28 protein-coding genes are annotated in these 25,481 nt (G+C 62.7%); 20 read left to right on the forward strand and 8 right to left on the reverse strand.

Translation table 11 applies throughout. The features are described from left to right. Positions 1-16: 16 nt before the first annotated feature. From AB1286_RS06270 to AB1286_RS06310, 9 genes are all read left to right on the forward strand, one after another. Positions 17-1,279 (forward strand): hypothetical protein, encoded by a 1,263-nt coding sequence (locus AB1286_RS06270; RefSeq protein ID WP_430362445.1) that lies wholly within the window; start codon positions 17-19, stop codon positions 1,277-1,279. Between the two features lie 10 nt (positions 1,280-1,289). Continuing rightward, positions 1,290-1,979 (forward strand): WbqC family protein, encoded by a 690-nt coding sequence (locus tag AB1286_RS06275; protein ID WP_430362446.1) that lies wholly within the window; start codon positions 1,290-1,292, stop codon positions 1,977-1,979. After that, positions 1,976-2,902, forward strand: a complete 927-nt coding sequence (locus AB1286_RS06280; RefSeq protein WP_430362447.1) for a glycosyltransferase family 2 protein — start codon at positions 1,976-1,978, stop codon at positions 2,900-2,902. The genes AB1286_RS06275 and AB1286_RS06280 overlap by 4 nt, the downstream gene beginning before the upstream one ends. Then, positions 2,899-3,609, forward strand: coding sequence for a phosphoribosylglycinamide formyltransferase (gene purN, locus AB1286_RS06285; protein ID WP_430362448.1), 711 nt, complete (start codon positions 2,899-2,901; stop codon positions 3,607-3,609). The genes AB1286_RS06280 and purN overlap by 4 nt, the downstream gene beginning before the upstream one ends. 31 nt (positions 3,610-3,640) lie before the next feature. Next, positions 3,641-4,306 (forward strand): class I SAM-dependent methyltransferase, encoded by a 666-nt coding sequence (locus AB1286_RS06290; RefSeq protein WP_430362449.1) that lies wholly within the window; start codon positions 3,641-3,643, stop codon positions 4,304-4,306. Continuing rightward, positions 4,303-5,445, forward strand: coding sequence for a dTDP-4-amino-4,6-dideoxygalactose transaminase (gene rffA, locus AB1286_RS06295; RefSeq protein WP_430362450.1), 1,143 nt, complete (start codon positions 4,303-4,305; stop codon positions 5,443-5,445). The genes AB1286_RS06290 and rffA overlap by 4 nt, the downstream gene beginning before the upstream one ends. Positions 5,446-5,451: 6 nt before the next feature. Beyond that, positions 5,452-5,814, forward strand: coding sequence for a hypothetical protein (locus AB1286_RS06300; protein WP_430362451.1), 363 nt, complete (start codon positions 5,452-5,454; stop codon positions 5,812-5,814). Next, positions 5,811-6,695 carry a class I SAM-dependent methyltransferase gene (locus tag AB1286_RS06305; RefSeq protein WP_430362452.1) on the forward strand — a complete coding sequence of 295 codons (885 nt, stop codon included), beginning with the start codon at positions 5,811-5,813 and terminating at the stop codon, positions 6,693-6,695. Before AB1286_RS06300 ends, AB1286_RS06305 begins: the two co-directional genes overlap by 4 nt. 61 nt (positions 6,696-6,756) lie before the next feature. Beyond that, positions 6,757-7,260, forward strand: coding sequence for a hypothetical protein (locus AB1286_RS06310; RefSeq protein WP_430362453.1), 504 nt, complete (start codon positions 6,757-6,759; stop codon positions 7,258-7,260). A gap of 111 nt (positions 7,261-7,371) precedes the next feature. Here the strand turns inward: AB1286_RS06310 and AB1286_RS06315 are convergent, their stop codons facing one another. The 6 genes from AB1286_RS06315 to AB1286_RS06340 form a co-directional block, all read right to left on the reverse strand. Then, positions 7,372-8,916, reverse strand: coding sequence for a 2-isopropylmalate synthase (locus AB1286_RS06315; RefSeq protein WP_430362454.1), 1,545 nt, complete (start codon positions 8,914-8,916; stop codon positions 7,372-7,374). Positions 8,917-9,248: 332 nt separating this feature from the next. Beyond that, on the reverse strand, positions 9,249-10,136 hold the full coding sequence (gene pssA, locus AB1286_RS06320) for a CDP-diacylglycerol--serine O-phosphatidyltransferase (protein WP_430362455.1): 888 nt from the start codon (positions 10,134-10,136) through the stop codon (positions 9,249-9,251). Between the two features lie 20 nt (positions 10,137-10,156). Beyond that, positions 10,157-10,795, reverse strand: a complete 639-nt coding sequence (locus tag AB1286_RS06325) for a phosphatidylserine decarboxylase (RefSeq protein ID WP_430362456.1) — start codon at positions 10,793-10,795, stop codon at positions 10,157-10,159. 195 nt (positions 10,796-10,990) lie between these two features. Continuing rightward, positions 10,991-12,007, reverse strand: a complete 1,017-nt coding sequence (gene ilvC, locus AB1286_RS06330) for a ketol-acid reductoisomerase (protein WP_102611775.1) — start codon at positions 12,005-12,007, stop codon at positions 10,991-10,993. Positions 12,008-12,086: 79 nt separating this feature from the next. After that, positions 12,087-12,578, reverse strand: a complete 492-nt coding sequence (gene ilvN / locus AB1286_RS06335; protein ID WP_115535886.1) for an acetolactate synthase small subunit — start codon at positions 12,576-12,578, stop codon at positions 12,087-12,089. A 125-nt stretch (positions 12,579-12,703) separates the two neighbouring features. Next, positions 12,704-14,467 carry an acetolactate synthase 3 catalytic subunit gene (locus AB1286_RS06340; protein ID WP_430362457.1) on the reverse strand — a complete coding sequence of 588 codons (1,764 nt, stop codon included), beginning with the start codon at positions 14,465-14,467 and terminating at the stop codon, positions 12,704-12,706. A 368-nt stretch (positions 14,468-14,835) separates the two neighbouring features. On the opposite strand from AB1286_RS06340, the gene AB1286_RS06345 reads away from it, so the two are divergent. The 11 genes from AB1286_RS06345 to AB1286_RS06395 all read left to right on the forward strand — a co-directional run bounded on the left by AB1286_RS06345 (position 14,836) and on the right by AB1286_RS06395 (position 24,255). Next, a complete protein-coding gene (locus AB1286_RS06345) occupies positions 14,836-15,399 on the forward strand; it encodes an RNA polymerase sigma factor (protein WP_430362458.1) in 564 nt (187 codons plus the stop codon). Further along, complete coding sequence (locus tag AB1286_RS06350) at positions 15,396-15,833, forward strand: DUF3619 family protein (protein ID WP_430362459.1); 438 nt, start codon at positions 15,396-15,398, stop codon at positions 15,831-15,833. The genes AB1286_RS06345 and AB1286_RS06350 overlap by 4 nt, the downstream gene beginning before the upstream one ends. A gap of 20 nt (positions 15,834-15,853) precedes the next feature. Next, positions 15,854-16,612, forward strand: coding sequence for a DUF3106 domain-containing protein (locus tag AB1286_RS06355; RefSeq protein WP_430362460.1), 759 nt, complete (start codon positions 15,854-15,856; stop codon positions 16,610-16,612). 5 nt (positions 16,613-16,617) lie between these two features. Beyond that, on the forward strand, positions 16,618-17,151 hold the full coding sequence (locus AB1286_RS06360; RefSeq protein ID WP_430362461.1) for an RDD family protein: 534 nt from the start codon (positions 16,618-16,620) through the stop codon (positions 17,149-17,151). A 119-nt stretch (positions 17,152-17,270) separates the two neighbouring features. Continuing rightward, positions 17,271-18,209 (forward strand): UDP-2,3-diacylglucosamine diphosphatase, encoded by a 939-nt coding sequence (locus tag AB1286_RS06365; protein ID WP_430362462.1) that lies wholly within the window; start codon positions 17,271-17,273, stop codon positions 18,207-18,209. Positions 18,210-18,235: 26 nt separating this feature from the next. Further along, the gene (locus tag AB1286_RS06370; protein ID WP_430362463.1) at positions 18,236-19,267 is read left to right on the forward strand and encodes a glycosyltransferase family 4 protein; all 1,032 of its coding nucleotides are present in this window, start codon (positions 18,236-18,238) and stop codon (positions 19,265-19,267) included. Beyond that, positions 19,264-19,779: a diacylglycerol kinase gene (locus tag AB1286_RS06375; protein WP_430362464.1), complete on the forward strand. Its 516-nt coding sequence runs from the start codon at positions 19,264-19,266 to the stop codon at positions 19,777-19,779. The genes AB1286_RS06370 and AB1286_RS06375 overlap by 4 nt, the downstream gene beginning before the upstream one ends. A 149-nt stretch (positions 19,780-19,928) precedes the next feature. Further along, complete coding sequence (locus tag AB1286_RS06380) at positions 19,929-20,651, forward strand: TetR/AcrR family transcriptional regulator (protein WP_430362465.1); 723 nt, start codon at positions 19,929-19,931, stop codon at positions 20,649-20,651. Next, entirely contained in the window at positions 20,648-21,232 is a 585-nt protein-coding gene (locus AB1286_RS06385; RefSeq protein ID WP_430362466.1) for a TIGR00730 family Rossman fold protein, read from the forward strand. The genes AB1286_RS06380 and AB1286_RS06385 overlap by 4 nt, the downstream gene beginning before the upstream one ends. A 38-nt stretch (positions 21,233-21,270) precedes the next feature. Next, complete coding sequence (locus AB1286_RS06390) at positions 21,271-22,026, forward strand: SDR family oxidoreductase (protein ID WP_430362467.1); 756 nt, start codon at positions 21,271-21,273, stop codon at positions 22,024-22,026. Positions 22,027-22,305: 279 nt separating this feature from the next. Beyond that, entirely contained in the window at positions 22,306-24,255 is a 1,950-nt protein-coding gene (locus tag AB1286_RS06395; protein WP_430362468.1) for an ArnT family glycosyltransferase, read from the forward strand. Positions 24,256-24,267: 12 nt separating this feature from the next. Here AB1286_RS06395 and AB1286_RS06400 read toward each other — a convergent pair whose 3' ends face one another. Further along, positions 24,268-24,894 carry a DUF924 family protein gene (locus tag AB1286_RS06400; RefSeq protein ID WP_430365001.1) on the reverse strand — a complete coding sequence of 209 codons (627 nt, stop codon included), beginning with the start codon at positions 24,892-24,894 and terminating at the stop codon, positions 24,268-24,270. Positions 24,895-25,058: 164 nt separating this feature from the next. Continuing rightward, complete coding sequence (locus AB1286_RS06405; RefSeq protein WP_430362469.1) at positions 25,059-25,478, reverse strand: group II truncated hemoglobin; 420 nt, start codon at positions 25,476-25,478, stop codon at positions 25,059-25,061. Positions 25,479-25,481 lie beyond the last annotated feature (3 nt).

A 25,481-nucleotide genomic window follows, 5' to 3' on the forward strand; every position in this document is an offset into this window, starting at 1 on the left:
CGCCTTCTGAAACACTATGTCGAATAAGCCGCAAAGCCGCAGCCGCCTCGCCTGCTTTCTTTTGGGGACGGCACTGCTCTGCATATTGGCGACCGCAGCCGCCTATAAAGTCGGATTCGCCGCCATGGCGGCACAAGCCAATTTGAACCCCGAGCGATTGCGAGACTATACGTTTCCCGTTTGGCAGGCGCACTCGCCGCTTCAGCATGGCTTCCTGACGTTCTTGACGGCGAACGGATTCGCCGAGAAAGCGGCGTACGCCAACCACGCCACCGTCTATCTGTGGTTCATGGATGCGCTTTATCACGTGCAGCGCATCATCCCGGCGGCGACGATGCGTTTGACCGGCGCATCTCTAGCCATCTTGGCGACGCTGCTGGCCGCCGCCTTCGTCGTCCAACAGCGCCTCGACGCACGGCTGTCGCTGTCCAAGCTCATCGTTCTGGCGTTGGGATTTTTCTACGTCGCGACATTGCCGACCTATTGGATCGCCGTGGGCAGATTCAACGTCGACAACGGCTTCATCTTCGTCATGCCCCTGCTTGTCATGTTGAGTCACTATGCCGCCAACGGCGAGTGGCGGCGGCGCGGCTTTTGGTTTTGGGCGATCGCGTTGACGCTGGTCATGCCCATGGCGAGTGCCCTTTTCGCTTGCGGGATGATCGTGCGCATCGTCGCCGAAGGGCGCTTGCGCGCGCGCGATGCGGCGGCGCCGGTACTGCTCGGCGTCCTTGCCGGTTTGGTGTACCTCGAGCCCGTACTCGTGGCGAAATGGCTCGGTTTCGCCAGCGAAAATAGCACGTGGGCCTTTCGCGCCGGACTCGACGGCGACACGACCTACTTTAGCAATGCGGCCAATTCGTTGCTGTCGCCGTACTTCCGGCGCCCGGCCTACCTCGTGCTGGTCCCGGTCCTCATCGTGCTGGGCCAGTGGCTGTCGAGACCCCGCCGAGCTACCGGCGCGAGCCCCGATCGGGAAGCGGGCAACGATTGGTGGTTCGTCGCCCATATGTTTTCGTTCTATGCGCTGACGTTGCTGTTTTGGCCGCAAGCCGTGTCCATCCACCCGTATCTGTACGATGCCGTCTTGGTCGGGCCGATCGCGACGTGGATCATGATCACTTTCGCGAGACGACCTCTGGGCGCGTATGGGTTCACCGTCTGGTCTTTCTGCCTGGCGATTCTGATCATGTTCAACCTGACATCGATCGCCCAAGCCGCTCGATGCACGCAATGCGCCTACCCGCACTGGGGGCTCGCCGGCGATCGAATCGGCTGAGGCGGCGCTCGTGAAAAAGATCGCGATCTTGCAGTCGAACTACATCCCGTGGAAAGGCTATTTCGACATCATTGCCTCCGTCGACGAATTCATTTTGTACGACGACATGCAATTCACGAAGAACGATTGGCGAAACCGTAATCGGATCAAAACGCCAACGGGCCTTCAATGGTTGAGCATCCCCGTCGGCGCCAACATTCATCGGCGCATTCGCGACGTCGCGCTGCCCGCCACCGGTTGGGCGGCGCAACACTGGAAGGCCTTGTCGCTCAATTACAGCGCCGCCGCGCACTTCGAGCCTATCGCCTCTTGGCTCGCGCCCTTGTATCTCGAGAACGCCTGCCTCGACCTTTCGTCGTTCAACCGCACGATGATCGAAGCGATTTGCGCCCACCTCGGCATCGGGACGCGCATCAGCAACTCTTGGGATTACACGCTCATCGAAGGAAAGACGGAGCGGCTCGTTTCGCTTTGCCGGCAGGCAGGGGGCACCGTCTATCTTTCGGGCCCCTCGGCGCGCGGCTACCTCGACGAATCATTGTTTGCCGCGGCCGGCATCGAAGTGCAGTGGATGCGCTACGGCCCATATCCGGAATACCCGCAATTGTGGGGGCCATTCGCACACGAGGTGTCCGTGCTGGACCTTCTCTTCAATTGCGGCGACGACGCCCCGCGCTACATGACCGGAAAACAACCGTGAAGCTATCGATCGTCACCACCCTCTATCGCTCACGCGCATTTCTCGACGAGTTTTACCGGCGAGCCACCGCGGCTGCTCGCAAGCATGCGGGCGACGACTATGAAATCGTCATCGTCAACGACGGCTCCCCCGACGACAGTCTGGACATCGCAATCGAACTCGCCAGGAACGATAGCCGCGTCGTAGTCGTCGATCTGTCGCGCAACTTCGGCCACCACAAGGCCATGATGACGGGGCTCGCGCACGCCACGGGCGAGCGCATCTACCTGATCGACAGCGACTTGGAAGAGTCGCCCGAATGGCTCGAAACGTTCGAGCGCATATTGACCGAGCGCGATTGCGACGTCGTCTATGGCGTGCAAGAACAACGCAAGGGCGGCTGGTTCGAGCGAGTGAGCGGGCAATGGTTTTGGTCGCTCTTTAACGCTTTGACCGACATGTCCCTGCCGGCCAATATCGTGACGGCGCGACTCATGACAAGGCGATACGTCGATGCGCTCGTACAGCACAAGGAGCGTGAGGTATTCATGGCCGGGTTGTGGCACATCACCGGTTTCACGCAAATTGCCGCGACGGTCCACAAGCTCAGCAATGCCACGTCGACCTATACGTTCCGCAAGAAGCTCTCTTTGCTGATCAACTCGATTACCGCATTCAGCAACACGCCGTTGATCGGTATTTTCTATCTAGGCGTCGGCATCTCGTTGCTGGCCGCCGTCTATATCGTCTGGCTACTCGTGTTTTGGCTATTTCTGAATCGTCCGCCAACCGGTTGGACTTCGGTGATGGCCTCGATTTGGCTACTGGGCGGATTGATCATGTCGAGCATCGGAGTCATCGGCATCTATCTTTCGAAGATCTTTTCGGAGGCCAAACAACGCCCGTACACTATCGTTCGGCAAATTTACCGACGGGAATCATGACTCGACGGATCGTATTCCTCTGTTCAGGAGGCGGCGGCAATTTACGGTTCATCGCACGCGCGGCCGAACTCGGTACGTTGCCCGATGCGACGATCGCGGCCGTCCTCACCGACCGCGAATGCCTCGCGAATCAATTTGCGCGCGAGCAAGGCCTGCCGACTGAAGTGCTCGATTTCGGCGGCGAACGTCAACAAGCGGTCGTTACCGCGCTCGAAGCGCTCGCACCCGACGTGGTCGTGACCAACGTACACAAGATCCTTTCGCCCGCGGTGATCGAAGCGGCTCGGGGACGGCTGATCAATCTGCACTATTCGCTGCTGCCCGCGTACGGCGGCGTCATTGGAACTCGGCCCGTGGAGTTGGCGCTCGCAAACGGCGCGAAGTTTATTGGCGTAACCGCCCATGAGGTCGATGTCGCCGTCGACGCCGGCCGGCCCATCATCCAAGCCGTCCTTCCGACCGAGCCGGCCGACACCGTTGCATCCGTCATGGACACGATCTTCCGTTGCGGCTGCCTAGTGTTGCTCGAGGCGCTACGCGCGCCCGGCGAATCGCCGTCGCGGGCGCCGGCGCGCCTTTGCATTCATGGCCGCGAGGTGTTCATCAACCCCGCGCTGTCGTTCTCCGTCAGCGCATTCGACGAACCGTTCTGGCAAGCGTTGGCGGCTTACCCCGCATCGCCCGTGACGGGCTCGATGCGTTCATGAGTCAGCGAACCGAAGTGGGAAGGCAGGCCTAATGGCGCAAATTACGAGCGGCATCCGCGCGATACTCTCACAACCCGTCGTGTATTCGGCGTTCCAGCGCTTCATGGGGGCATACGACGATCGCGAGCGCTACGTACGGGAATTCCTGCGTCCAGTCGCAGGCATGCGCGTGCTCGATATCGGCTGCGGCCCGGCGGACATCCTCGCGCATTTGCCGGACGTCGAATACCATGGGTTCGACATCAGCGAGCAATATATCGAAACGGCTCGGCGTCGTTTCGGCGATCGCCGCGCACGATTCGCATGCAAGCATCTATGCCCCGATGACCTCGATACCTTGCCTCGTTTCGACCGGGTCATTGCAATCGGGCTTTTGCATCACCTGGACGACGAGACCGCGCGTGGGGTCCTGCGCATGGCGTCGTCCCGATTGGCGGAGGGCGGCCGCTTGGTTACGCTAGATCCGTGCCTAACGGCGGATCAGAATCCGGTCGCACGCTGGCTCGTAAAATCGGATCGCGGTCGGAATGTCCGTACGCTCGAAGGATATGAAGGTCTCGCTCGCGCGGCTTTCGATCGCGTGCATGCCACCGTCCGCCATAAGCGCTGGATCCCCTATACGCATTGCCATGTCGTCTGTGAAAACGACGGCACGCGCCCTCGCCCATCCGTAAGCGAATCGACGGACATACTATGAGCAGCGACAAAATCGAATTCAACCGCCCGTACATGACCGGGCGAGAGCTACAGTACATTGCCGAAGCTAACGAAGGGCATCGTCTCGCGGGCGACGGTCCGTTCACCAAACGCTGCCATCAATGGTTGGAAGCACGGACGGGCGCCCAAAAGGCGCTCTTGACACACTCGTGTACCGCCGCGCTGGAAATGGCCGCGCTGCTACTCGATATCGCGCCCGGCGACGAAGTCATCATGCCGTCCTATACGTTCGTGTCGACGGCAAATGCGTTCGTCCTACGCGGCGGCATCCCGGTCTTCGTCGATATCCGCGACGACACGCTGAATTTGGACGAGCGGCTCGTGGAAGAAGCGATTACGCCCCGAACCCGCGCTATCGTCCCCGTGCACTATGCGGGCGTATCGTGCGAGATGGATACGCTCATGGAGATTGCGGGCCGTCGTGGGCTCGCCGTCGTGGAAGATGCGGCCCAAGGCGTGGAGTCGACCTACAAGGGCCGCGCGCTCGGAAGCATCGGAACATTCGGCGCACTCAGCTTTCACGAAACGAAAAATGTCATTTCGGGCGAAGGCGGAGCGCTGCTCGTCAACGACACCGCGTATAGCACGCGCGCCGAAATCATTCGCGAAAAGGGCACCGACCGAAGCCGCTTCTTCCGCGGTGAGGTCGACAAATACACCTGGCAAGAGGTTGGTTCGTCGTTCTTGCCCGGTGAATTGGTCGCCGCGTTTCTTTGGGCGCAACTCGAACGTGCCGACAGCATCACGCACACGCGCCTCGAGGCATGGGCGCGCTACCACGAGCTGCTTGCGCCGCTCGAGCAGCAAGGGGTATTGCGCAGGCCCTACATCCCGGAGCAATGCGGACACAACGCGCATATGTACTACGTCCTTCTTTCGGAAGGGATAGAGCGTCAGAAGGTGCTCGACGCGCTAAAGGAAAGTGGCATCTATTCGGTTTTTCATTACGTTCCGCTCCACACGTCGCCTGCGGGACAACGTTACGGAAGGGTGCATGGAAACCTCGACGTCACCGACCGTCAGGCCGAACGTCTCATTCGTCTGCCACTGTGGATCGGCTTGAACGCCGCACAGCAAGAGCGCATCGTCGCGATACTAAGCAGCGCCTGCCGGAACTGATTCGCTATGGGTTCGTATTTGCTAATCTTGCCGGTCGCATCGCTCGTCGCATACAGCCAGCTCATGGTCAAATGGCGAGCGACCTCGCTGCCTATTGCGACGAGTCTAACCGGCAAGCTGGTAACCATGTTCGCCGACCCGCTGATTTTGTCGGCGTACGCGGCCGCCCTCGCCGCGTCGGTGGCCTGGCTACTCGTAGTTACGAAGCTGCCGCTGACCATCGCATTTCCGGTCTATATCGGCGTGACGTTCGTGATGGTGGTGCTCGGCGGGCACCTGATGCTCGGTGAGCCGCTCCCTTTTGCGCGGCTTGCGGCACTCGTGCTGATCGTCGCGGGAATCGCGCTCGGTATGTCATCGAACACATGAGCTCGGCAAACGCGAAGCAATACGATATCGACGGGTGGCTGCATACCGTCGCCGAGCGCATCGAGAGGGAGGCGCCCGAATTGCGCGACGTGTTCGAGCTTTATTCGGGCGAAGCTCGCTTCGGACGCCGCTTCATCGCGACCGACCTCGACCGTTTGCCGCGCGGTTCGCGCGTGCTGGAGGTTGGCGCCGGATCGTGCCTGCTCAGTTGCCAGTTGGTCCGCGAAGGTTTCGACGTCGTAGCGCTGGAACCCGTCGGCATCGGCTTCTCGCATTTTCGGCGCATGCAAAGTCTGGTCGCACAATTGGCGTCCGAGATGGGATGTATGCCGAAGGTGCTCCAGCAGCAAGCGGAGACGCTGGACGCACGAGACGATTTCGATTTCGCGTTTTCCGTCAACGTCATGGAACACGTACGCGACGTCGCCGGCGTGATCGCGCGCGTTGGCATGGGGTTAAGGCGCGGCGCCAGTTATCGCTTCACTTGCCCCAACTATGCATTCCCGTACGAACCGCACTTCGATATGCCGACGCTCTTCGGCAAGCGCTTGACAGAGCGCTTGATGAACAGACGAATCTTCGGAAATCAAAAGCTAGACGATCCGGTTGGCACCTGGCAGTCGTTAAACTGGATAACGGTGGGCCAAATCGTCCGTGCGGTAGGCCGGCACCCCGAGTTGCGCGTCGCGTTCAGTCGAGATCTGCTGACGTCGACGCTCGAGCGCGTCACCCGCGACCCGGAGTTCGCGGCTCGTCGTTCCGCCGTCGTCCGCAATGGCATCGCCCTACTCGTTCGCTCGGGTCTACATCGGTTACCCGCCGCACTACCCGCATCGATGCTGCCGATCATAGACTGTCGGATAGAAAGGCCCGCGAACTGACGCAGCCCCGTATTCGTGCGACTGTGATAAAACCGCGGACGTGAGAGTCATCGGAGGATTTATGATCAAGCAACTTTCCGCCGCGTTCGCGTGTGCTGCGTTCGTCGCGCTCGCAGGCTGCGCGCAGCCGTGGCAAGGGTTTTCGGCCGGGCAGGATCAATCCGCACTTGTCGCCCGTCTGGGTCCGCCACGCGAAATTTACGACCTGCCGAACGGCGGCAAGCGCCTCATGTGGCCAACCCAGCCGATGGGAGAAACGACGACGGCTGCCGATGTGGACGCCGCGGGCAAGATCGTGACCGTGCGCCAGGTGCTCCAGCCGAACGAGTTCTACAAGGCGCAAATCGGCACTTGGACGAAACAGGACGTACTCGTCAACTTCGGCCGCCCGGAGGAAACGGCTTATTTCCCGCTGATGAAGCGCGAAGTCTGGACTTACCGCTACCAGGAAGACAACGTCTGGTACCAGCTCTATCACTTCTACTTCGATCCGCAGGGCATTCTCCGGCTGACGCAAAAGACGCCCGACCCGCTGCACGAGCCCGAGCGCGACCGGATGTGGTGAAGCAAGTCTGCGACTGACTGCGCGCGTGCACGTATCTGAAAAAAACCCTCGCCGGCCATAACCTGACGAGGGTTTCGCATACAACCGGACACACGCGCTGCCCGTATCCGCTCAAACGCCCTGCGGATTCACCTTTTCCACGTTCGCGTACAGCTTGTTCAGCGCAGAGATGTAGGCCTTGGCGGAAGCCGCCACGATGTCCGGGTCCGTGCCGACGCCGTTCACGATGCGCCCGCTCTTGGACAAGCGCACCGTCACCTCGCCCTGCGCCTGCGTGCCCGTCGTAATTGCGTTCACCGAGTACAGCAGCAACTCGGAACCGCTGCCCACTTCACCCTCGATCGCATTGAGCGTGGCATCGACGGGACCGTTGCCGCGCGCCTCGCCCACCGTCTCCTTGCCGTCGACCGAAAACACGACGCGCGCATGCGGACGCTCGCCCGTTTCCGAATGCTGCGCCAGCGAAACGAACTTGTAGTGCTCGCGTTCGGCCGCCGCGGCCGATTCCTCGGAGACGATCGCAATGATGTCCTCGTCGTAGATCTCAGCCTTGCGATCGGCCAGTTCCTTGAACCGTGCGAACGCTTGATTCAGTTCGCCCTCGCTGTCCAGCGAGATGCCGAGTTCTTGCAGCCGTTGCTTGAATGCATTGCGGCCCGAGAGCTTGCCGAGCACGATCTTGTTCGCGCTCCAACCCACGTCTTCCGCACGCATGATTTCGTAGGTATCGCGCGCTTTGAGCACGCCGTCCTGGTGAATGCCCGACGCATGCGCGAATGCATTGGCGCCCACCACCGCCTTGTTCGGCTGAACGACGAAACCCGTGATTTGCGAGACGAGCTTGGACGCCGGGACGATCTGCGTCGTGTCGATACCCACGTCCAGACCGAAATAGTCCTTGCGCGTCTTCACGGCCATCACGATTTCCTCGAGCGCCGTATTGCCCGCGCGCTCGCCGAGGCCGTTGATCGTACATTCCACTTGGCGCGCCCCGCCGATCTTCACACCGGCGAGCGAGTTCGCCACCGCCATGCCGAGGTCGTTGTGACAGTGCACCGAAAAGATCGCCTTATCCGAGTTCGGAATACGCTCGCGCAACGTCTTAACGAGATTGCCGTACAGCTCGGGAACGCCGTAACCGACGGTATCCGCGATGTTGATGGTCGTCGCCCCTTCGTCGATCACGGCTTCCAGGATGCGGCACAGGAAGTCCATGTCGGAACGGCTGCCGTCCTCGGGCGAGAATTCGACGTCGTTCGTGAACTTACGCGCGAAGCGCACGGCCAAGCGCGCCTGCTCATACACCTGCTCCGGCGTCATGCGCAGCTTTTTCTCCATGTGCAGAGGCGAAGTTGCGATGAACGTATGGATACGGAAGTGGTCGGCGGGAGCGAGCGCGTCGGCGGCCCGCTGGATGTCCTTGTCGTTCGCACGGGCGAGCGAGCAGATCGTGCTGTCCTTGATCAGCGAGGCAATCGTATTGATCGCATCGAAGTCACCGTTCGAGCTGGCCGCGAACCCGGCCTCGATCACGTCGACCTTCATCCGCTCGAGTTGCTTCGCGATACGGATCTTCTCTTCCTTCGTCATCGACGCGCCAGGCGACTGCTCGCCGTCACGCAACGTCGTGTCGAAAATAATCAGCTTGTCTGCCATCTCATGTCTCCAGGGGACGTTTGCTTTCGGAATACGGGGGTGAATACGGAAAATGGAATTCGGGCGTTTGCGCCACCGCAGGCGACGCCGAACAACGAACGAGGCAGACGGGGGCGAGAACGATCAGCGCGGTAGGCGCGCTAGCGCTAGCGCGCATAGAGGCGCACCGGCGAGAAGGGATAGGCGGGGGAAGGTCAAGATTGCCATGTCGCCGACTATAGCGGCATTCGCGAAATCGCGCAATCGGCCCGGCCCCAGCCGGACGGCCACGCGGCCCCGGGGAAGATGGCCCTCCCGGAGCCGCCATGGCGCGCGAGAGAGCCGACACGTTTTTAGTGATCGTGCGGAACGGACCGGGCTGGGTTGTCGCGCCCGCGCACGGCCATATAGGCCCAGAACACGTAGCCCGACAGGCCGTACAGCACGAACAGCCCGAACAGCATCAGCGGCGGATCGGACGACACGAGCACGAACGCCACGACGACCAGCAAAATCGCGGCGAACGGCACGCGATGGCGAACATCCAAGGCCTTGCCGCTATAGAACGGCGCATTCGACACCATCGTCACGCCCGCATAAATGGTCAACGCGAACGCAACCCACGGCAACCAAACCAGCTTGAGCGGGACCCGATTGTCGGTCGCGAGCCACACGAAGCCCGCGATCAGCGCGGCCGCGGCCGGGCTCGGCAGCCCTTGGAAGAAGCGCTTGTCGACGACGCCGATGTTGGTATTGAAGCGCGCCAACCGCAGCGCGGCGCCCGAGCAGTAGACGAACGCCGCAAGCCATCCCCAGCGCCCGAGATCCTTGAGCACCCACTCGTACATGACGAGTGCAGGCGCCACCCCGAACGAAACCATATCGGACAGGCTGTCGAACTGTTCGCCGAATGCGCTTTGCGTGTGCGTCATCCGAGCGACGCGCCCGTCCATACCGTCCAGCACCATCGCGACGAAGATCGCGATCGCCGCGATCTCAAAGCGCACGTTCATCGCCTGCACGACGGCGAAGAAGCCGCAAAAGAGCGCGGCCGTGGTGAACGCGTTCGGCAGCAAATAGATGCCGCGAGTGCGCAAAAATTGCTGGCGCGCGGCGCGGCGGCTTTCGGCGGGGGCCATCTCGGACCCCAGCGTCTTATTGCGCCTGAACGGATTGCGCCGGAACGGGCGCGGCATCGGTGTCGTACCGGAGCGCGGACGACGCGGTTTGAAAGCGGCCATCTGACTCTCCTGCCGCGGCGTTACAGTTCGGCGAGGATCGTCGACGAGGCGAACACCTTCTCGCCGATCGACACCTTCGCGCGGCTGCCAAGCGGCAGGTAGACGTCGACGCGCGAACCGAAGCGAATGAATCCATAACGCTGGCCACGCGAAAGCGGCTCGCCGGTGCGCACGTAGCACAAAATCCGCCGAGCGATCAGGCCCGCGATCTGCACCGACGTGACCGTCTGCCCGTTCGCCGTTTGAATGACGACGGCATTGCGCTCGTTCTCGGTCGATGCTTTATCGATGGCGGCGTTCAGGTACGCCCCCGGGAAATATTCGACCTTGGTGATCGCGCCGTCCACGGGCGAGCGTTGCGAGTGGACGTTGAAGACGTTCATGAACACGCTGATCTTCAGCGCCTCACGATCGGCATAAGGATCGCGCGTGGTTTCGACCGCGACGATACGGCCGTCGGCCGGACACAAAACGGCGTTCGCCTGCGTCGGAATCGGGCGCGGCGGATCGCGGAAAAATTGCACGACGAAGATTAGGATCAGCCAGAACGGCCAGGCAAAGCCGAATCCCGCGACCGCGTGGATCAACAGCGCGACGACGGCGGCAATCGCGATGAACGGCCAGCCTTCGCGTGCGATGATCGGGTGTGGGTAATTCATGGATTGTTTCGAACTTTTTGTAAAACCACTAGGATAGCAAAAGCCGCCCCGCACGAGACGCACGGGACGGCTTTTGAGGGGTCGGCCCGGCTGCCAAACGCGGCTTAACGCCGCTCGGCGAACGCGATTCGGGGTCCTATCCCCCGAATCGGCCGGACTCGCGCGTCATCGCTGCGCGCGAGCGAACCGTAATGCTTAGTTCTTCGATTGGTCGACGAGCTTGTTCTTGGCGATCCAGGGCATCATCGCGCGCAGCTTGCCGCCGACTTGCTCGATCTGGTGCTCGGCCATCAAACGGCGACGCGATTGCAGCGTCGGCGCGCCGGCGCGGTTTTCGAGAATGAAGCTCTTCGCGTACTCGCCCGTTTGAATGTCCTTCAGAACGTCCTTCATGACCTTCTTCGTCTCTTCGGTCACGACGCGCGGACCCGTGACGTACTCGCCGTACTCGGCGTTGTTCGAGATCGAGTAGTTCATATTGGCGATGCCGCCTTCGTAGATCAGATCCACGATGAGCTTGAGCTCGTGCAAGCACTCGAAGTACGCCATTTCCGGCGCGTAGCCCGCTTCCACGAGCGTTTCGAAGCCCGCCTTGATGAGCTCGACCGTACCGCCGCACAGCACGGCTTGTTCGCCGAAGAGGTCGGTTTCCGTTTCTTCACGGAAGTTCGTCTCGATGATGCCGGCACGGCCGCCGCCGTTGGCCGCTGCGTACGAGAGCGCCACGTCGCGTGCCGCGCCCGACTTGTCTTGCGCCACGGCGATCAAATGGGGCACGCCGCCGCCTTGTGAGTACGTCCCGCGCACGGTGTGGCCCGGTGCCTTCGGCGCGATCATGATCACGTCGAGGTCGGCACGCGGAATGACTTGGCCGTAGTGCACGTTGAAGCCGTGCGCGAACGCGAGCGCCGCGCCTTCCTTGATGTTCGCGTGCACTTCGTTCTTGTAGACGTCGGCGATTTGCTCGTCGGGCAACAGCATCATGACGACGTCCGCGCCCTTCACGGCTTCGGCCACTTCCTTCACCGTCAGGCCCGCGCCTTCGGCCTTCTTCCACGACGCGCCGCCTTTGCGCAGGCCAACCGTCACACGCACGCCGCTGTCTTTCAGGTTCAGTGCGTGGGCATGGCCTTGTGAGCCGTAGCCGATGATCGTCACGTCCTTGCCTTTGATGAGGGACAGGTCGGCGTCTTTATCGTAGAAAACTTTCATGTCGATTCCTTCGCGTTAATCGTATTCGTGAAATTCATTAAACGCGCCCGCCGGCCGGCGAGCGCTGATCGTCTTAGCGTTATACCTTCAAGATGCGTTCGCCGCGCCCGATACCCGAGCTGCCCGTGCGGACCGTCTCGAGAATCACGGTGGCGTCGAGCGCTTCGATGAAGGCGTCGAGCTTGTCGCTCGCCCCCGTCAGCTCGATCGTATAGGTCTTTTCGGTCACGTCGATGATACGGCCGCGGAAGATATCCGCCATCCGCTTCATTTCTTCGCGTTCCTTGCCGACCGCCCGTACCTTGATCAGCATCAGCTCGCGCTCGATGTGGGCGCCTTCTGTCAAGTCGACCACCTTCACCACCTCGATCAGGCGGTTCAAGTGCTTCGTGATCTGTTCGATCACGTCGTCCGAGCCAATGGAGACGATGGTCAGGCGCGACAGCGAACGGTCTTCCGTCGGCGCCACCGTCAAGGTTTCGATGTTATAGCCGCGAGCCGAAAACAGACCGACCACGCGCGAGAGCGCACCCGGTTCGTTCTCCAGCAAGACGGAGATGATATGTCTCATGTTGCTTTCCCGTTTATCCAGATGTCGATTGCCAGGAACCTAACGCCCGCCTCGCCGCGCTTCGATGCGCCCTTCGTGAGGGCGGCTGTGCGCGCGAGCGGTCGCGAAAGGTCCGTTATGCGTCTTTAGAGGTCTTCCGAGCCGAGCAGCATCTCGGTGATGCCCTTGCCGGCTTGAACCATCGGCCAGACGTTTTCGGTCGGATCGGTCTGGAAATCGAGAAATACGGTGCGATCCTTCAAGCGCAGTGCTTCCTTCAGCGCCGGCTCGACATCGGACGTCTTTTCAACTCGGATGCCGACGTGGCCGTACGCCTCGGCCAGCTTCACGAAGTCGGGCAGCGCATCCATATACGAATGGGAGTAGCGCTTGCTGTATTCGATCTGCTGCCACTGGCGCACCATGCCCAGATAGCGGTTGTTCAGCGAGATGATCTTGACGGGCGTGTCGTATTGCTTGCAGGTGGACAGCTCCTGGATACACATCTGGATCGAGCCTTCGCCCGTGATGCAGACGACTTCCGAATCGGGATGCGCCATCTTCACGCCCATCGCCGCCGGCAGGCCGAAGCCCATCGTGCCGAGGCCGCCCGAGTTGACCCAGCGACGCGGCTTATCGAAGCGGTAGAACTGCGCGGCCCACATCTGGTGTTGGCCCACGTCAGAGCAAACGAACGCGTTGCCGTCCGTCAACTCCCAGAGCTTTTCCACCACGTACTGCGGCTTGATGATTTCGCTCTTGCGGTCGTACTTCAGGCAATCCTTCGCGCGCCAGCCTTCGATGTCCTTCCACCACTCGGCCAGCGCCGCCGTATCGGGACCGTGCTCGGCGTGCTGAAGCTGCTCGATCATCTCCTTGAGCACTTCCTTGACGTCGCCGACGATCGGAATATCGACCTTCACGCGCTTGCTGATCGAGGACGGGTCGATGTCGATGTGAATGATCTTGCGCGGGCGCGACGAGAAATGCTCCGGATCGCCGATCACGCGATCGTCGAAACGCGCGCCGATCGCGATCAGCACGTCGCAGTTCTGCATCGCCATATTGGCTTCGTACGTCCCGTGCATGCCGAGCATGCCGAGGAATTTCTTATCGCTCGCGCGGTAACCGCCAAGACCCATCAACGTGTTCGTGACGGGATAGCCGAGCAAATCGGCGAACTGATTCAATTCGCGCGACGCATCGGCCAGGATGATCCCGCCGCCCGTGTAGATGTAAGGACGCTTGGCCGAGAGCAGCAGCGATACCGCCTTGCGGATCTGGCCCGAATGGCCCTTCGTCACCGGGTTGTACGAACGCAGCGTCACGCTTTTGACGGGCTCGTATTGGCAAGGCGTTTTCGAAATGTCTTTCGGGATATCGATCAGCACCGGGCCCGGACGTCCCGTCCGAGCGATGAAGAAAGCCTTCTTAACCGTCGCGGCCAGCTCGCGCACGTCTTTCACAAGGAAATTGTGCTTCACGCAAGGACGCGTGATGCCGACGGTGTCGCATTCTTGGAAGGCGTCTTGGCCGATCGCGGCCGTCGGCACCTGCCCGCTGATGATCACCATCGGGATGGAGTCCATATAGGCGGTGGCGATGCCGGTGACGGCATTGGTCACGCCGGGGCCGGACGTCACGAGACAGACGCCGACTTTGCCCGTGGAGCGCGAGTAGGCGTCGGCCGCATGTACGGCTGCCTGCTCATGGCGCACGAGCACGTGCTGGACTTTGTCCTGCTTATAGAGTTCGTCGTAGATATACAGTACCGCGCCGCCGGGATAGCCCCAAAGCACCTCGACGCCCTCGTCGGCCAATGCGCGCATGAGCACGGTGGCACCGATCGAACCGGCTTCGTGGGAAGGAGTGGTATCCGACGTGGAGAATTCCGCGCTGGGCATGTTCATCGTTAACCTTTCGAATTTTCGGCAAAAAATTGATCGGGTGCTCTCTACCGGGCTTGTGGCTCGGGTTCAAGCGGCGCGTCCACTTTGACAGACGAGCCTCATGGGCCCGTCCAAAAAGAGACAAATCACTTATGTCGCGAACCGGAAACCTTATCGGTTGCGGGCCCGCAGGTCAAGCAAAAGTTCTTAGCGCGCGTACGGGCCGCCACACTGGAATCGGCCCCTTTTCCGCGCCAAAATAGCGCATCTTTTACTCATCGATACACGGCTACACACCCATCGCCCCGAAAGTTTGCTAGCATCCGCGAGTTTTACGACATTTTTCTATCGATTACGGCGCACGCGAAAGTTTCGCGCCGCCCCCTCGGATGGCATCAGACAAGGAACTCGCCGATTTTCTGGCGGGCGTCGAAAGGCGCGCGTTTAAGCACACCGTCTACGCCGTGCGCGACGACGACGCCGCCCTCGACATCGTCCAGGACGCGATGATCAAGCTCGCCGAAAAATACGGCGACCGTTCGCCTGCCGAGCTGCCGCTCCTATTTCAGCGTATCTTGCAAAATGTGATGCATGACTACTTTCGTCGTCAGAAAGTACGCAACACATGGGTCAGCCTATTTTCGTCGCTCGGCAGCGGCGAGGACGACGAATTCGACCCGCTCGAGACCATCGAAGCCGACGACAGTTCGAGCGCCGGCCTGAGCAGCGAGCAAAAGCTCGAACGCGACCAAGTATTGGCCCTGATCGACGCGGAGATTCAAAAATTGCCGGCACGTCAACGGGAGGCGTTTCTCATGCGTTACTGGGAAGATATGGATGTCGCCGAGACCGCCGCCGCGATGGGCTGCTCCGAGGGTAGCGTGAAAACGCACTGCTCGCGAGCGACGCACACATTGGCAGTCGCGCTCAAGGCCAAAGGAATTACGCTATGAGCTCCGCTCCAGACACTAAAGAACTCGAGTTCGCGGGGAAGATTCGCCGCGCGCTCGACGAAAGCACAGCCGACTTGCCCGCCGCCACGCTCGAACGCTTGGCCGGCGCGCGTCGTCTCGCCCTCGCACGCAAGAAGCCCGAACCCGTATCCGCTCCGGTTTTCGTACCGGTGCTCGCGCACGCAGGCGCCGACGCCGGCGCAACGTTCGACGCTCCGCCCGCAGGCAAACGGCGGGGCTCGCCGCTTGCCCGCATCTTGCGCATATGGCCCGTTGTCGCGCTTGTCGGCGGCATCGCGGTTATTGCCTATTGGGAAAACCTGCAACGCTCCGCCGAACTGGCCGATATCGACGCGGCCATGCTCAGCGATGATCTGCCCCTCAATGCATACCTCGACCACGGGTTCAATGCGTACCTGTCGCGAGCGCGCTAAGGCAGGCGGAGAATAACGGGGTGAGCTACAAGCGCGGCTTGGCGGTTGTGTTCGGATGCGCGATCGCAGCGGCGGTCGCGTTCGCCGCCACCTACCCTCGATTTTTCGGCGAACCCTCCACGCGTCAGATGGCGGGCGCGCCAGGCGTTGCCTTGCCTACAACCGCGCCGCTGGCCGTCGAATTTCCCCCGCTCGCAGCAGACACCAATCCGCTCTCGTGGTCGCACCTAAGCGATGCGCAGCACGAGGCGCTCGCGCCCTTCGCGTCCGAATGGAACACGTTCAGCGACGAGCGCAAGCGAAAATGGATCAAGATCGCGTCGCGTTTCGCGAAGTTGTCGCCGGAAGCGCAAAAGCGGCTGCATGAGCGGATGAGCGAATGGGTCCGGATGACCCCCGATCAGCGGCGGGTTGCGCGCGAAAACTATCAAGTTTCCAAGGCGCTGCCCGCACAGGCGCGCAAAAAGGCCTGGCAGGCGTACCAAGAACTGACGCCCGAGCAGAAAGCGAAGCTCACCGCCATCGGGCGTAAGCGCCGGCCCACGATCGTGAGCGCGCCCCCGTCGGGTGAGCGCAGTGAGATCCGCGGACTGAACCGACTCGTCAACCCGTCGCTCGCCGCGAGCGGCGCAGCGAGCGCGGCGGCCGCCGCAGGCGCCGCTTCAGGCTTGCCGGCCTCGGGCGGCACGCCGGCTTCGGGGGCCGTGAATTCGACCGTCCCCGTGCCGGCGACGCCGATGTCGCCGTCGGACGCGCCGTCCATTTTCCGCGGCGCCTGACCCGGATGGCCTCGCCGGTTCCGAGCACCCCACCGCTGGCCGAGATTCCGGCCGCCGCCGGCGTGCCCTCCATCCGCCGCCGGCTCGCGGCATTGGTCTACGAGGGCGTGCTGCTGTTCGGCGTGGTATTCATCGCCGGCTATTTGTTCGGCACGCTCACGCAACAGCGCAACGGCCTGACGCACCACAATCTACTGACGATATGGGTTGCGCTCGTTGTCGGCGCCTATTTCGTCTGGTGTTGGACCCGCGGCGGCCAGACCCTGCCGATGAAAACCTGGCGGCTAAGGCTCGTCGCCACCGAAACCGGCCGCCCACCCAGCGTCGCCCGCGCGCTCGCGCGCTACATCGCCGCTTGGCTCTGGTTCCTCCCGCCGCTCGCCTTGCATCCGCTTTTGCAGCTCTCGGTCCCGGCCACGCTCGCCGCGACCGCGGCCTGGTTCGCGCTCTGGGCCGCCGCTGCCTGCCTGGACCCCGCCCGGCAATTCCTCCACGACCGCCTCGCCGGTACCCGCATCGTCACCATCGAGCGCAACTGAGAACGGGCGACGCGCCTCTCGCTTTCGAATCGCCGTAATAAGAAGTTCTTGTGACTGTCATGTGGCAGTCACGGGCGCATGGCGCAATGAGCGCCATGTACAACTCGACGCGAGAAGCCATGGACCGCACGACGTCCGCGACTTCCCTCCTTAGGCAACTCGGCGCAAGCGTCGAAACCGTCCCCTTCGATGCGGCCTTGCCCGGCGGCCATCCCGCGCTGCCGTCCGGCCCTGATACGGGCGACGCATCGGGACATCAACATGACGAGGGCGTCGGCGATCCGCTGCGCTACCGCACGATTTGGCTGTCCGACATCCACCTCGGATCGAGCGGTTGCCAAGCGCCCTACCTGCTCGACTTCCTGCGGCACAACGAGTCGGAATACCTGTATCTCGTCGGCGACATCATCGACGGCTGGCAGTTGAAGAAAGGCTGGTACTGGCCGCAAGCGCACAACGACGTCGTCCAAAAGGTGCTGCGCAAGGCCCGCAAAGGCACGCAGGTCATCTACGTCCCCGGCAATCACGACGAAGGCGCCCGGCAATTTTGCGACCTCGCCTTCGGCGACATCCATGTTCGCGGCGAAGCGTTCCATACGACGCTCACGGGCAAACGCCTTTGGATCGTCCATGGCGACTTGTTCGACGGCGTGATCCAGCACGCGAAATGGCTCGCGTATCTCGGCGATACGGCCTATACGGCGATCCTCGTCCTCAATCGCTGGTTCAACCGCTTGCGCAGCCGGTTCGGCCTGCATTACTGGTCGCTCTCGCAGTACCTGAAGCACCAGGTCAAGAACGCGGTCAACTTCATCTCTTCGTTCGAGCATGTGATGGTCGAGGAAGCCCGGCGGCGCGGCTGCGACGGCGTAGTTTGCGGTCACATCCATAAAGCCGAGATCCGGGACGTCGACGGCTTGCTCTATTGCAACGACGGCGATTGGGTCGAAAGTTTGTCGGCACTCGTCGAAACCCTCGACGGCGAACTCAAGCTGGTCTACTGGACCGTGATGCGCTCGCCGGCCGAGCAACAGCGCAAAACCAAGGCTACGGCCTAACCGCTTCGCGAACCGGATCCGACCGCATGAAAATCATGATCGTCACCGACGCCTGGGAACCGCAGGTCAATGGCGTCGTGCGTACCTTGAAGAACACCACGCGCGAGTTGACGGCGCTCGGTCATCGCGTCGAGTTGATGACGCCGCTCGAATTCCGCACGATCCCGTGCCCGACCTATCCGGAAATTCGCCTTTCGCTATTCCCGCGCCGGCGCGTGCATGCCCGAATCGACGAGTTCGCTCCGGACGCACTGCACATCGCCACCGAAGGTCCGCTCGGCCTAGCCGCGCGCGCCTACGCATTACGTCACGGATTGCCGTTCACGACGGCCTATCACACGCGCTTTCCCGAGTATGTGCAAGCGCGCTTCGGCATTCCGACTTCGGCGACCTATCGCTTCTTGCGTTGGTTTCATCGCGCCTCGCTCGCCGTCATGGCGCCGACGCCCGTCGTCAAGAGCGATCTCGAGCAGCACGGCTTCGACAACGTGGTCTTGTGGACCCGAGGCGTCGATCTCGAGATCTTCCATCCGATGGATTCGAAGGTGCTTAACACCGCACGGCCGATCTTCTTGTACGTAGGCCGGGTGGCGATCGAAAAGAACGTCGAAGCTTTCCTGAAGCTCGATTTGCCCGGCTCGAAATGGGTCGCGGGCGAAGGCCCGGCGCTCGCCGAACTCAAATCGCGTTACCCGGAAGCCAATTACCTCGGCGTGCTCAGCCAATCCGAATTGGCGAAGGTCTACGCCGCGGCCGACGTGTTCGTATTCCCGAGCCGCACCGACACCTTCGGCCTCGTGCTGCTCGAGGCGCTCGCATGCGGCACCCCCGTCGCGGCGTACCCCGTTACCGGCCCGATCGATGTGCTGGCCGGCGGCAACGCGGGGGCGATGAACGAAGATTTGCGCGAAGCATGCCTCGACGCGTTGAAGATCGATCGCGCCGACGCGCGCGCCTGGGCCGAGCGCTTCTCGTGGCAAGCCGCCTCGATGCAGTTCGCGGCCCACTTGAAGCCGCTCCCGCGTGCAAGCGGGCAAGAGGAAAACGCGGCCGCATGAAACGCGACGAGCCGCTCATGCACGACGAATCCGCCGATCGGGCCCATCTGGCCGAGCCGAGTGAAAGCGCGCAGCACGAACCGCTTTCGCCCGACGATCCGCTGGCCCCGCTCCCGTTCAACCCCTATAAGGGCAACCGCGGCTTCACGCGCGCCTGGCACGCGCTGAAAAACTCCATTGCGGGATTTCGCGTCGCAATCCGGGAAGAGAGCGCGTTCCGGCAAGAACTGACGCTCGCCGCGATCCTCGTGCCGTGCGGCGCGCTCGTCCCCGTCGATGCGGTCTCGCACGTCCTCTTGATCGGATCGGTGCTGCTCGTGCTCATCGTCGAGCTCTTGAATTCGAGCGTGGAAGCAGCAATCGATCGCATCTCGCTAGAGCGGCACGAACTGTCGCGCCGAGCGAAGGACCTCGGCAGCGCGGCCGTCATGGTCGCGCTCGCCGCCTGCGTGCTGACTTGGGCACTCATCGTCGGCCCGCTTTTCGTCCGCTGGTTCGGCCATTGGCACTAGCGTTTCGTCAAAAACCTATCGCAAAATTCGGGGAACAGAACGACCGGTTTATAATCGCCCGACGCAGTGCCACATACCAACCGAGCCGGGCGCATCAACGCAGCGTCGCGCGAGCGCCGCGCGTGCCCGGCAGCACAGGGCCGGACGACATGGAAGCCAAAACTCCCCGCCGCACCCGCGAACGGATCCTCGAGTTATCGTTGAAGCTATTCAACGAGATCGGCGAGCCGAACGTCACCACCACGACGATCGCGGAGGAAATGGAGATCAGCCCAGGCAATCTCTACTACCATTTCCGCAACAAAGACGACATCATCAACAGCATCTTCGCGCAGTTCGAGCAGGCGATCGAGAAGCGACTTCGGTTCCCCGAGGACCATCGCCCGACGATCGACGAAACATGGTCGTACCTGCAATACATGGCCGACTTCATGTGGACGTACCGGTTCCTGTATCGCGATCTGAACGATTTGCTCGCGCGCAACCGCACGCTGGAAACGCACTTTAAGCAGATCATTAGCCACAAGGTGCGCTTCGCCAAGGAGATGTGCGAATTGCTCGTGGCCGACGAGGAAATGCTCGCCACGCCCGAGGAGATCCAGGTCATCGCAACGAACATGGGGGTCATCGCCACCTATTGGCTGTCCTACCAATTCGTCATGCATCCGCGTAAGTACAACGATCAAGAAGCGATTCGCGACGAACTGCATCAAGTGAGCGTGCACGTCATTTCGATGATGGCGCCTTACCTGCGCGGCCGCTCGCGCCAGCTCTTCGACGATCTCGTCTCCGGCAAGCTGCCCAAGCGGCAATTTCAGGACTATCTGCCGCCGCGCGATGCGCTCGGCCGTCCTAAGGACCCACAAGCATGAAATCCATCTGCGTCTATTGCGGTTCGTCGATCGGGGCCAAACCCATCTATGCGCAAGCGGCGCAGGCGTTCGCGCGCGCGCTCGTGCAGGCCGACTGCTCGCTCGTCTACGGCGGCGGGCGCGTGGGCCTCATGGGCGTGATCGCCGACGAAGTGCTGGCAGCGGGTGGACGCGCCGTCGGCGTCATCCCCGAATTGCTTGTCGACAAGGAAGTGGGCCACACCGGCTTGTCCGAGTTGCACGTCGTGCCCGATATGCACCAGCGCAAACGCAAGATGGCCGATCTGGCCGATGCGTTCGTGGCTTTGCCCGGCGGCGCGGGCACGCTCGAGGAATTGTTCGAGGTCTATACCTGGGCTCAGCTCGGATACCACAACAAGGCCATCGGTCTTTACGATATCGGCGGTTACTACGCGCCGCTCGTCGGCATGCTTCAGCACACGGTCCGCGAAGGGTTCATGCAGCAAGGCTATCTGAACGTCCTGCAAATCGATACCGACGCGAACGCGCTGCTCGACAAGCTGCGCCGTTATCAGCCGCCCGGCCGCGATAAGTGGGCCACACAGCGCGAAGTCGTCTAACCGCGAAGGCTTCATTTCCCTCGAACGAAGGTCGCCCGATGAATGCCAACCGCCGCGTCGTTCTGATCACCGGAGCCAGCCGCGGCATCGGCCGCGCCACCGCTCGCCTGCTCGGCGATGAGGGAGCAGCCGTCGGCGTCAACTACGTACGCGACCTCTCGGCCGCTCAGGAAACGGCCGACGAGGTGGAGCGCGCGGGCGGTCGAGCCCTGCTGCTGCCGGGCGACGTCGCCGACGAAACGGCCGTCGTCGCCATGTTCGACGAACTCGAAACCGCGTTCGGCAACGTCGATGCGCTCGTGAACAACGCCGGCATCGTCGGGCCCTCGCTACCGCTGGCGGAGATGGACACGGCGCGGCTCAAGCGCATGTTCGACGTCAACGTATTCGGCGCCTACCTTTGCGCACGCGAGGCGGCGCGGCGCATGTCGACCGATCGCGGCGGCCGCGGCGGTGCGATCGTCAATATCTCGTCGGCGGCATCGCGGTTGGGCTCGCCGAACGAATATGTGGACTATGCGGGCTCGAAAGGCGCGATCGATACGATGACGATCGGCTTGGCGAAGGAACTCGGGCCGCGCGGGGTACGCGTCAACGCGGTGCGTCCCGGCTTGATCGAAACCGACATCCACGCGAGCGGCGGCCAGCCGCACCGCGCCGCCGCGCTCGGCGCCCAAACGCCGCTCAAACGCCCGGGCAGCGCCGACGAGGTCGCGCAAGCAATCGTCTGGCTGCTGAGCGATGCGGCCTCATACGTAACCGGCGCCCTGCTCGACGTCAGCGGCGGGCGCTGATTGCACCGGCCGGTCGCGGCCCTGCTGCGGCCTCCCCCGTTTTCCGGCGGCGCCGGCATGCCCGCGCCGACTCCGTCGCGACAAAACTTCACAAATCGAGACGTTTCTCGCCAGACATCGGCGTGCGGCCCCTCTACGATGATGCGCACTGGCTAGCAATAGCCGCCTACCTCGCGCCGATCGTGGTTCGGCTCGAGTCCACGGCTGCCGGCCAGCCTCGAGAGTAGCCCTCCTAGGCCGCACCCCATGTAGGGTGCGGCCACTCCAAAGCATCTCATCATGACGGACATATCCGAACCCGCGCGCAGGCTCGCGTCCGCGCGCGATGCCCTTGCTTTGCCCGTGGCGACGCGCTCCGCCACCTCTTCGCTTACGAGCGCCGCGTCCGCCGCAAGGACGGGCGACGCTATCGCGCCCGCCATGCCGCAAAGCAAGGCGCCGCCGCTCGCATCCGCGCACGCCGGGGCCTATGCGCCGGTCCGTTACGGCTTGCAGGCACTGCTCGCGCTCGTCGCGATCGTATTCGCGTATCTGCTCGTCGGCACGCTTGGACACGACCCGTGGAAGCAGGACGAAACGTATACGTTCGGGATCATCCAGCACATGCTGGAAACGGGCGATTTCGTCGTGCCGATGAACGCGGGTCAGCCGTTCGTCGAAAAACCCCCGCTCTACGACTGGGTCGCGGCGGGCCTGGCTTGGCTCGCACGGGGCTGGCTGCCGCTGCACGACGCAGCGCGACTCGCGAGCGCACTGTTCACGGCGCTTGCGCTTGCGTGCGTCGCGCATCTGGCACGCCGCATCCATGGCGCGCGCCACGCACTCGATCCGCGCGTGCTCGGCACGCTCGCGCTCTTCGGCACGACGCTGCTCGTCATCAAGCACTCGCACGACATGATGACCGACGTCGCGCTGATGGCCGGCACGGCACTTGGGTTCGCCGGACTCTACGAACTCGTCGCCGCGCTCCACGCGCCGCGTCGCCGCTTCGACGGCTCGCTCTCGAGCGCACTCGCCGATCGGGCGGCAATGGCGTTCGGCGCGGGGGTCGGCATTGCCTTCATGACGAAGGGCCTGTTCCTGCCGCTCGTGTTCGGTGCGACGCTGTGCACGTTGCCCGTGCTCTATCCCGCCTGCCGCGGCCGCGAGTTCGCGCGCGCGATGGGCATCGCCGCCCTCGCCTTCGCCCCGTTCGCGCTGATTTGGCCGATCGCCTTCTACTACCGATCGCCTGAGCTGTTCAAGGTTTGGTTTTGGGATAACAATGTCGGCCGCTTCTTGGGCTTCTCGGTCGCAACGCTGGGCTCGGAAAACGACAAGCCGCTCTTCGTGTTGCGCGCGCTGCTCACCGCCGCGTTTCCGGCCGGACCGCTCGCATTGGCGGCGCTCGCCACGGGCGCATGGCGACGCTGGCGAGCCCCGTCGATCGCGCTTCCGGCCGTTTTCGCCGCGGTCGGCCTCGCCGTCTTGCAAACGTCGGCGACGGCCCGCGAACTCTACCTACTGCCGTTCGTCGCGCCGCTCGCCCTTATCGCAGGGCAAGAACTCGAACGTTGGCCGCGATATGTCCATCTCGGGTGGGACTATCTGAGCCGCGTGCTCTTCGGCACGGCGGCGACGCTGACGTGGCTCGTCTGGTCGGAGATGACCGATGCGGCGAGCACGCATGCGAACCTGCGCTGGCTCGGCCGCTGGCTCCCCCTCGATTGGACGCTGCCGATTCAGCCGACCGCCGTCGTCGTCGCGCTGGCGCTGACGCTCGGCTGGCTTTCGCTGATGCCGCGTCTGCGCGATATGGGCGCTTGGCGCGGCGCACTGAGCTGGGCCGGCGGCGCCATGCTCGTTTGGGGGCTCGTCTTCACGCTGCTGCTGCCTTGGATCGACGCGGCTAAGAGCTACCGTTCGGTGTTCGAGGATCTGGCGCTACATCTCGATACCGAGTGGAACGTCAACGACTGCATGGCCAGCGCCCACCTCGGGGAATCCGAAGCGCCGATGCTCTACTATTTCGCCGGCATCTTGCACGAGCCGCTGGCGGATACCGCGACTGACGCCGATACGACGCGTTGCCGCTGGCTCATCGTTCAAGGCCGTAAAACGCACTTCGAGCCGGGCACGGGTTGGACGCCCGTGTGGTCGGGCGCTCGCCCCGGCGACAATGACGAGTTGCTGCGCGTGTTCGTGCGCAAACGCATGCCCGTGCAGTTGCAGGTCAACGACACGCCGTAACCCGACCTCCGATCAGAACGCCGAGCCGGGTTCTTGCAAAAACGCGCGCTCCTCATCGGTCGACGCCCGCGCAAGCACTTCGTTGCGATGAGGAAACCGTCCGAAGCGTTCGATGACGGCGGCATGCCGCCGTGCATAGTCGAGGTAACTCCCCTCGCCCGTTTGGTTCGTTTCCCGCGCGAGCGCTTCGAACAACCGCACCGATTCGCGCTGCGCGTCGAGCGATTCGGCATGCTCGAACGGCATATAGGCAAACACGCGGTGCTCGGCGGTAGGCAAACGAGCATGCGCGCCGCTCGCGACGAGCCGGCGTGCAGCCTCGAGCGCCCGTGCATCGGCGGCAAACGCCTGCGCGCTACCGCGGCCAGTATTTCTGGAAAACTGGTCCAGCACGACGACGAGCGCCAGTGCGCCGAGCGGTGTACGCAACCAAGCATCGCATTCGCCGCGCCTCGCGGCCGCCAGCGTCTCGCCGAATCGTGCGAGGATTTGCGCATCGAACGCCTCGTCGCGTTTGAACCAGCGCGGCGACGCGACACCAAATGCGGGCGTGCCGGGCTCGCCGAACCAAAAATCGAGCACCGCTCGCGCGGCCGGATCGAGCGTGGCGTAATCGGCCTCGGCCGCGATGCGATTCATTTCGTAGCCGGCTCCAAGCGGAGCGCGTGGCAACGTTACGCCCGGTGCGTCCTTCGACTCGGTCATCTCGATTCTCTTTTCTCTTGTTAGGCGCTCGCCGCTTTCTTTTTCGATTCGGTCACGACGCGAGGCAGACCTGGCCTCGGCTGTCGGTCATCGGCCGTTCAACCCGGACGGTTGCGCATCCAATCGGCCGTATCGAAAAACGACGTAACGAGCCGTTCGCGCAGCGCCTCCGGCAGACCGGCGTCGTCCATCGCCCACGCCATGCAACGCACCCATTGGTCGCGCTCGGACGACGCGATCGAGAACGGCAAATGGCGAGCACGCAGCCGCGGATGGCCGAAGCGCTCGATGTAGTGATCGGGGCCGCCCAGCCAGCCGCAGAGAAACCAGAAGAGTTTGTCGCGCGAGCCGTCGAGCGACGCCGGGTGCATGGCGCGAATGCCCGCGAATTCGGGCTCGAGGTCCATGAGGTCGTAGAAGCGGTCGACGAGTTCGCGCACGCGCGCTTCGCCGCCGACGAGGTCGAATGCGCTCGGCTGCTTCGCCTGCGCTTCGTCGTCGTTCAAATCGGTGGTCATACA

This window comes from Trinickia sp. NRRL B-1857, assembly GCF_050470685.1.
Lineage (GTDB): Bacteria > Pseudomonadota > Gammaproteobacteria > Burkholderiales > Burkholderiaceae > Trinickia.

Coding starts and splice junctions, on each gene's coding strand:
- AB1286_RS06270 (WP_430362445.1), top strand. CDS start 17: ATGTCGAATAAGCCGCAAAGCCGCAGCCGCCTCGCCTGCTTTCTTTTG.
- purN (WP_430362448.1), top strand. CDS start 2,899: ATGACTCGACGGATCGTATTCCTCTGTTCAGGAGGCGGCGGCAATTTA.
- AB1286_RS06290 (WP_430362449.1), top strand. CDS start 3,641: ATGGCGCAAATTACGAGCGGCATCCGCGCGATACTCTCACAACCCGTC.
- rffA (WP_430362450.1), top strand. CDS start 4,303: ATGAGCAGCGACAAAATCGAATTCAACCGCCCGTACATGACCGGGCGA.
- AB1286_RS06300 (WP_430362451.1), top strand. CDS start 5,452: ATGGGTTCGTATTTGCTAATCTTGCCGGTCGCATCGCTCGTCGCATAC.
- AB1286_RS06305 (WP_430362452.1), top strand. CDS start 5,811: ATGAGCTCGGCAAACGCGAAGCAATACGATATCGACGGGTGGCTGCAT.
- AB1286_RS06310 (WP_430362453.1), top strand. CDS start 6,757: ATGATCAAGCAACTTTCCGCCGCGTTCGCGTGTGCTGCGTTCGTCGCG.
- AB1286_RS06315 (WP_430362454.1), bottom strand. CDS start 8,916: ATGGCAGACAAGCTGATTATTTTCGACACGACGTTGCGTGACGGCGAG.
- pssA (WP_430362455.1), bottom strand. CDS start 10,136: ATGGCCGCTTTCAAACCGCGTCGTCCGCGCTCCGGTACGACACCGATG.
- AB1286_RS06325 (WP_430362456.1), bottom strand. CDS start 10,795: ATGAATTACCCACACCCGATCATCGCACGCGAAGGCTGGCCGTTCATC.
- ilvC (WP_102611775.1), bottom strand. CDS start 12,007: ATGAAAGTTTTCTACGATAAAGACGCCGACCTGTCCCTCATCAAAGGC.
- ilvN (WP_115535886.1), bottom strand. CDS start 12,578: ATGAGACATATCATCTCCGTCTTGCTGGAGAACGAACCGGGTGCGCTC.
- AB1286_RS06340 (WP_430362457.1), bottom strand. CDS start 14,467: ATGAACATGCCCAGCGCGGAATTCTCCACGTCGGATACCACTCCTTCC.
- AB1286_RS06345 (WP_430362458.1), top strand. CDS start 14,836: ATGGCATCAGACAAGGAACTCGCCGATTTTCTGGCGGGCGTCGAAAGG.
- AB1286_RS06350 (WP_430362459.1), top strand. CDS start 15,396: ATGAGCTCCGCTCCAGACACTAAAGAACTCGAGTTCGCGGGGAAGATT.
- AB1286_RS06360 (WP_430362461.1), top strand. CDS start 16,618: ATGGCCTCGCCGGTTCCGAGCACCCCACCGCTGGCCGAGATTCCGGCC.
- AB1286_RS06365 (WP_430362462.1), top strand. CDS start 17,271: ATGGACCGCACGACGTCCGCGACTTCCCTCCTTAGGCAACTCGGCGCA.
- AB1286_RS06370 (WP_430362463.1), top strand. CDS start 18,236: ATGAAAATCATGATCGTCACCGACGCCTGGGAACCGCAGGTCAATGGC.
- AB1286_RS06375 (WP_430362464.1), top strand. CDS start 19,264: ATGAAACGCGACGAGCCGCTCATGCACGACGAATCCGCCGATCGGGCC.
- AB1286_RS06380 (WP_430362465.1), top strand. CDS start 19,929: ATGGAAGCCAAAACTCCCCGCCGCACCCGCGAACGGATCCTCGAGTTA.
- AB1286_RS06385 (WP_430362466.1), top strand. CDS start 20,648: ATGAAATCCATCTGCGTCTATTGCGGTTCGTCGATCGGGGCCAAACCC.
- AB1286_RS06390 (WP_430362467.1), top strand. CDS start 21,271: ATGAATGCCAACCGCCGCGTCGTTCTGATCACCGGAGCCAGCCGCGGC.
- AB1286_RS06395 (WP_430362468.1), top strand. CDS start 22,306: ATGACGGACATATCCGAACCCGCGCGCAGGCTCGCGTCCGCGCGCGAT.
- AB1286_RS06400 (WP_430365001.1), bottom strand. CDS start 24,894: ATGAATCGCATCGCGGCCGAGGCCGATTACGCCACGCTCGATCCGGCC.
- AB1286_RS06405 (WP_430362469.1), bottom strand. CDS start 25,478: ATGACCACCGATTTGAACGACGACGAAGCGCAGGCGAAGCAGCCGAGC.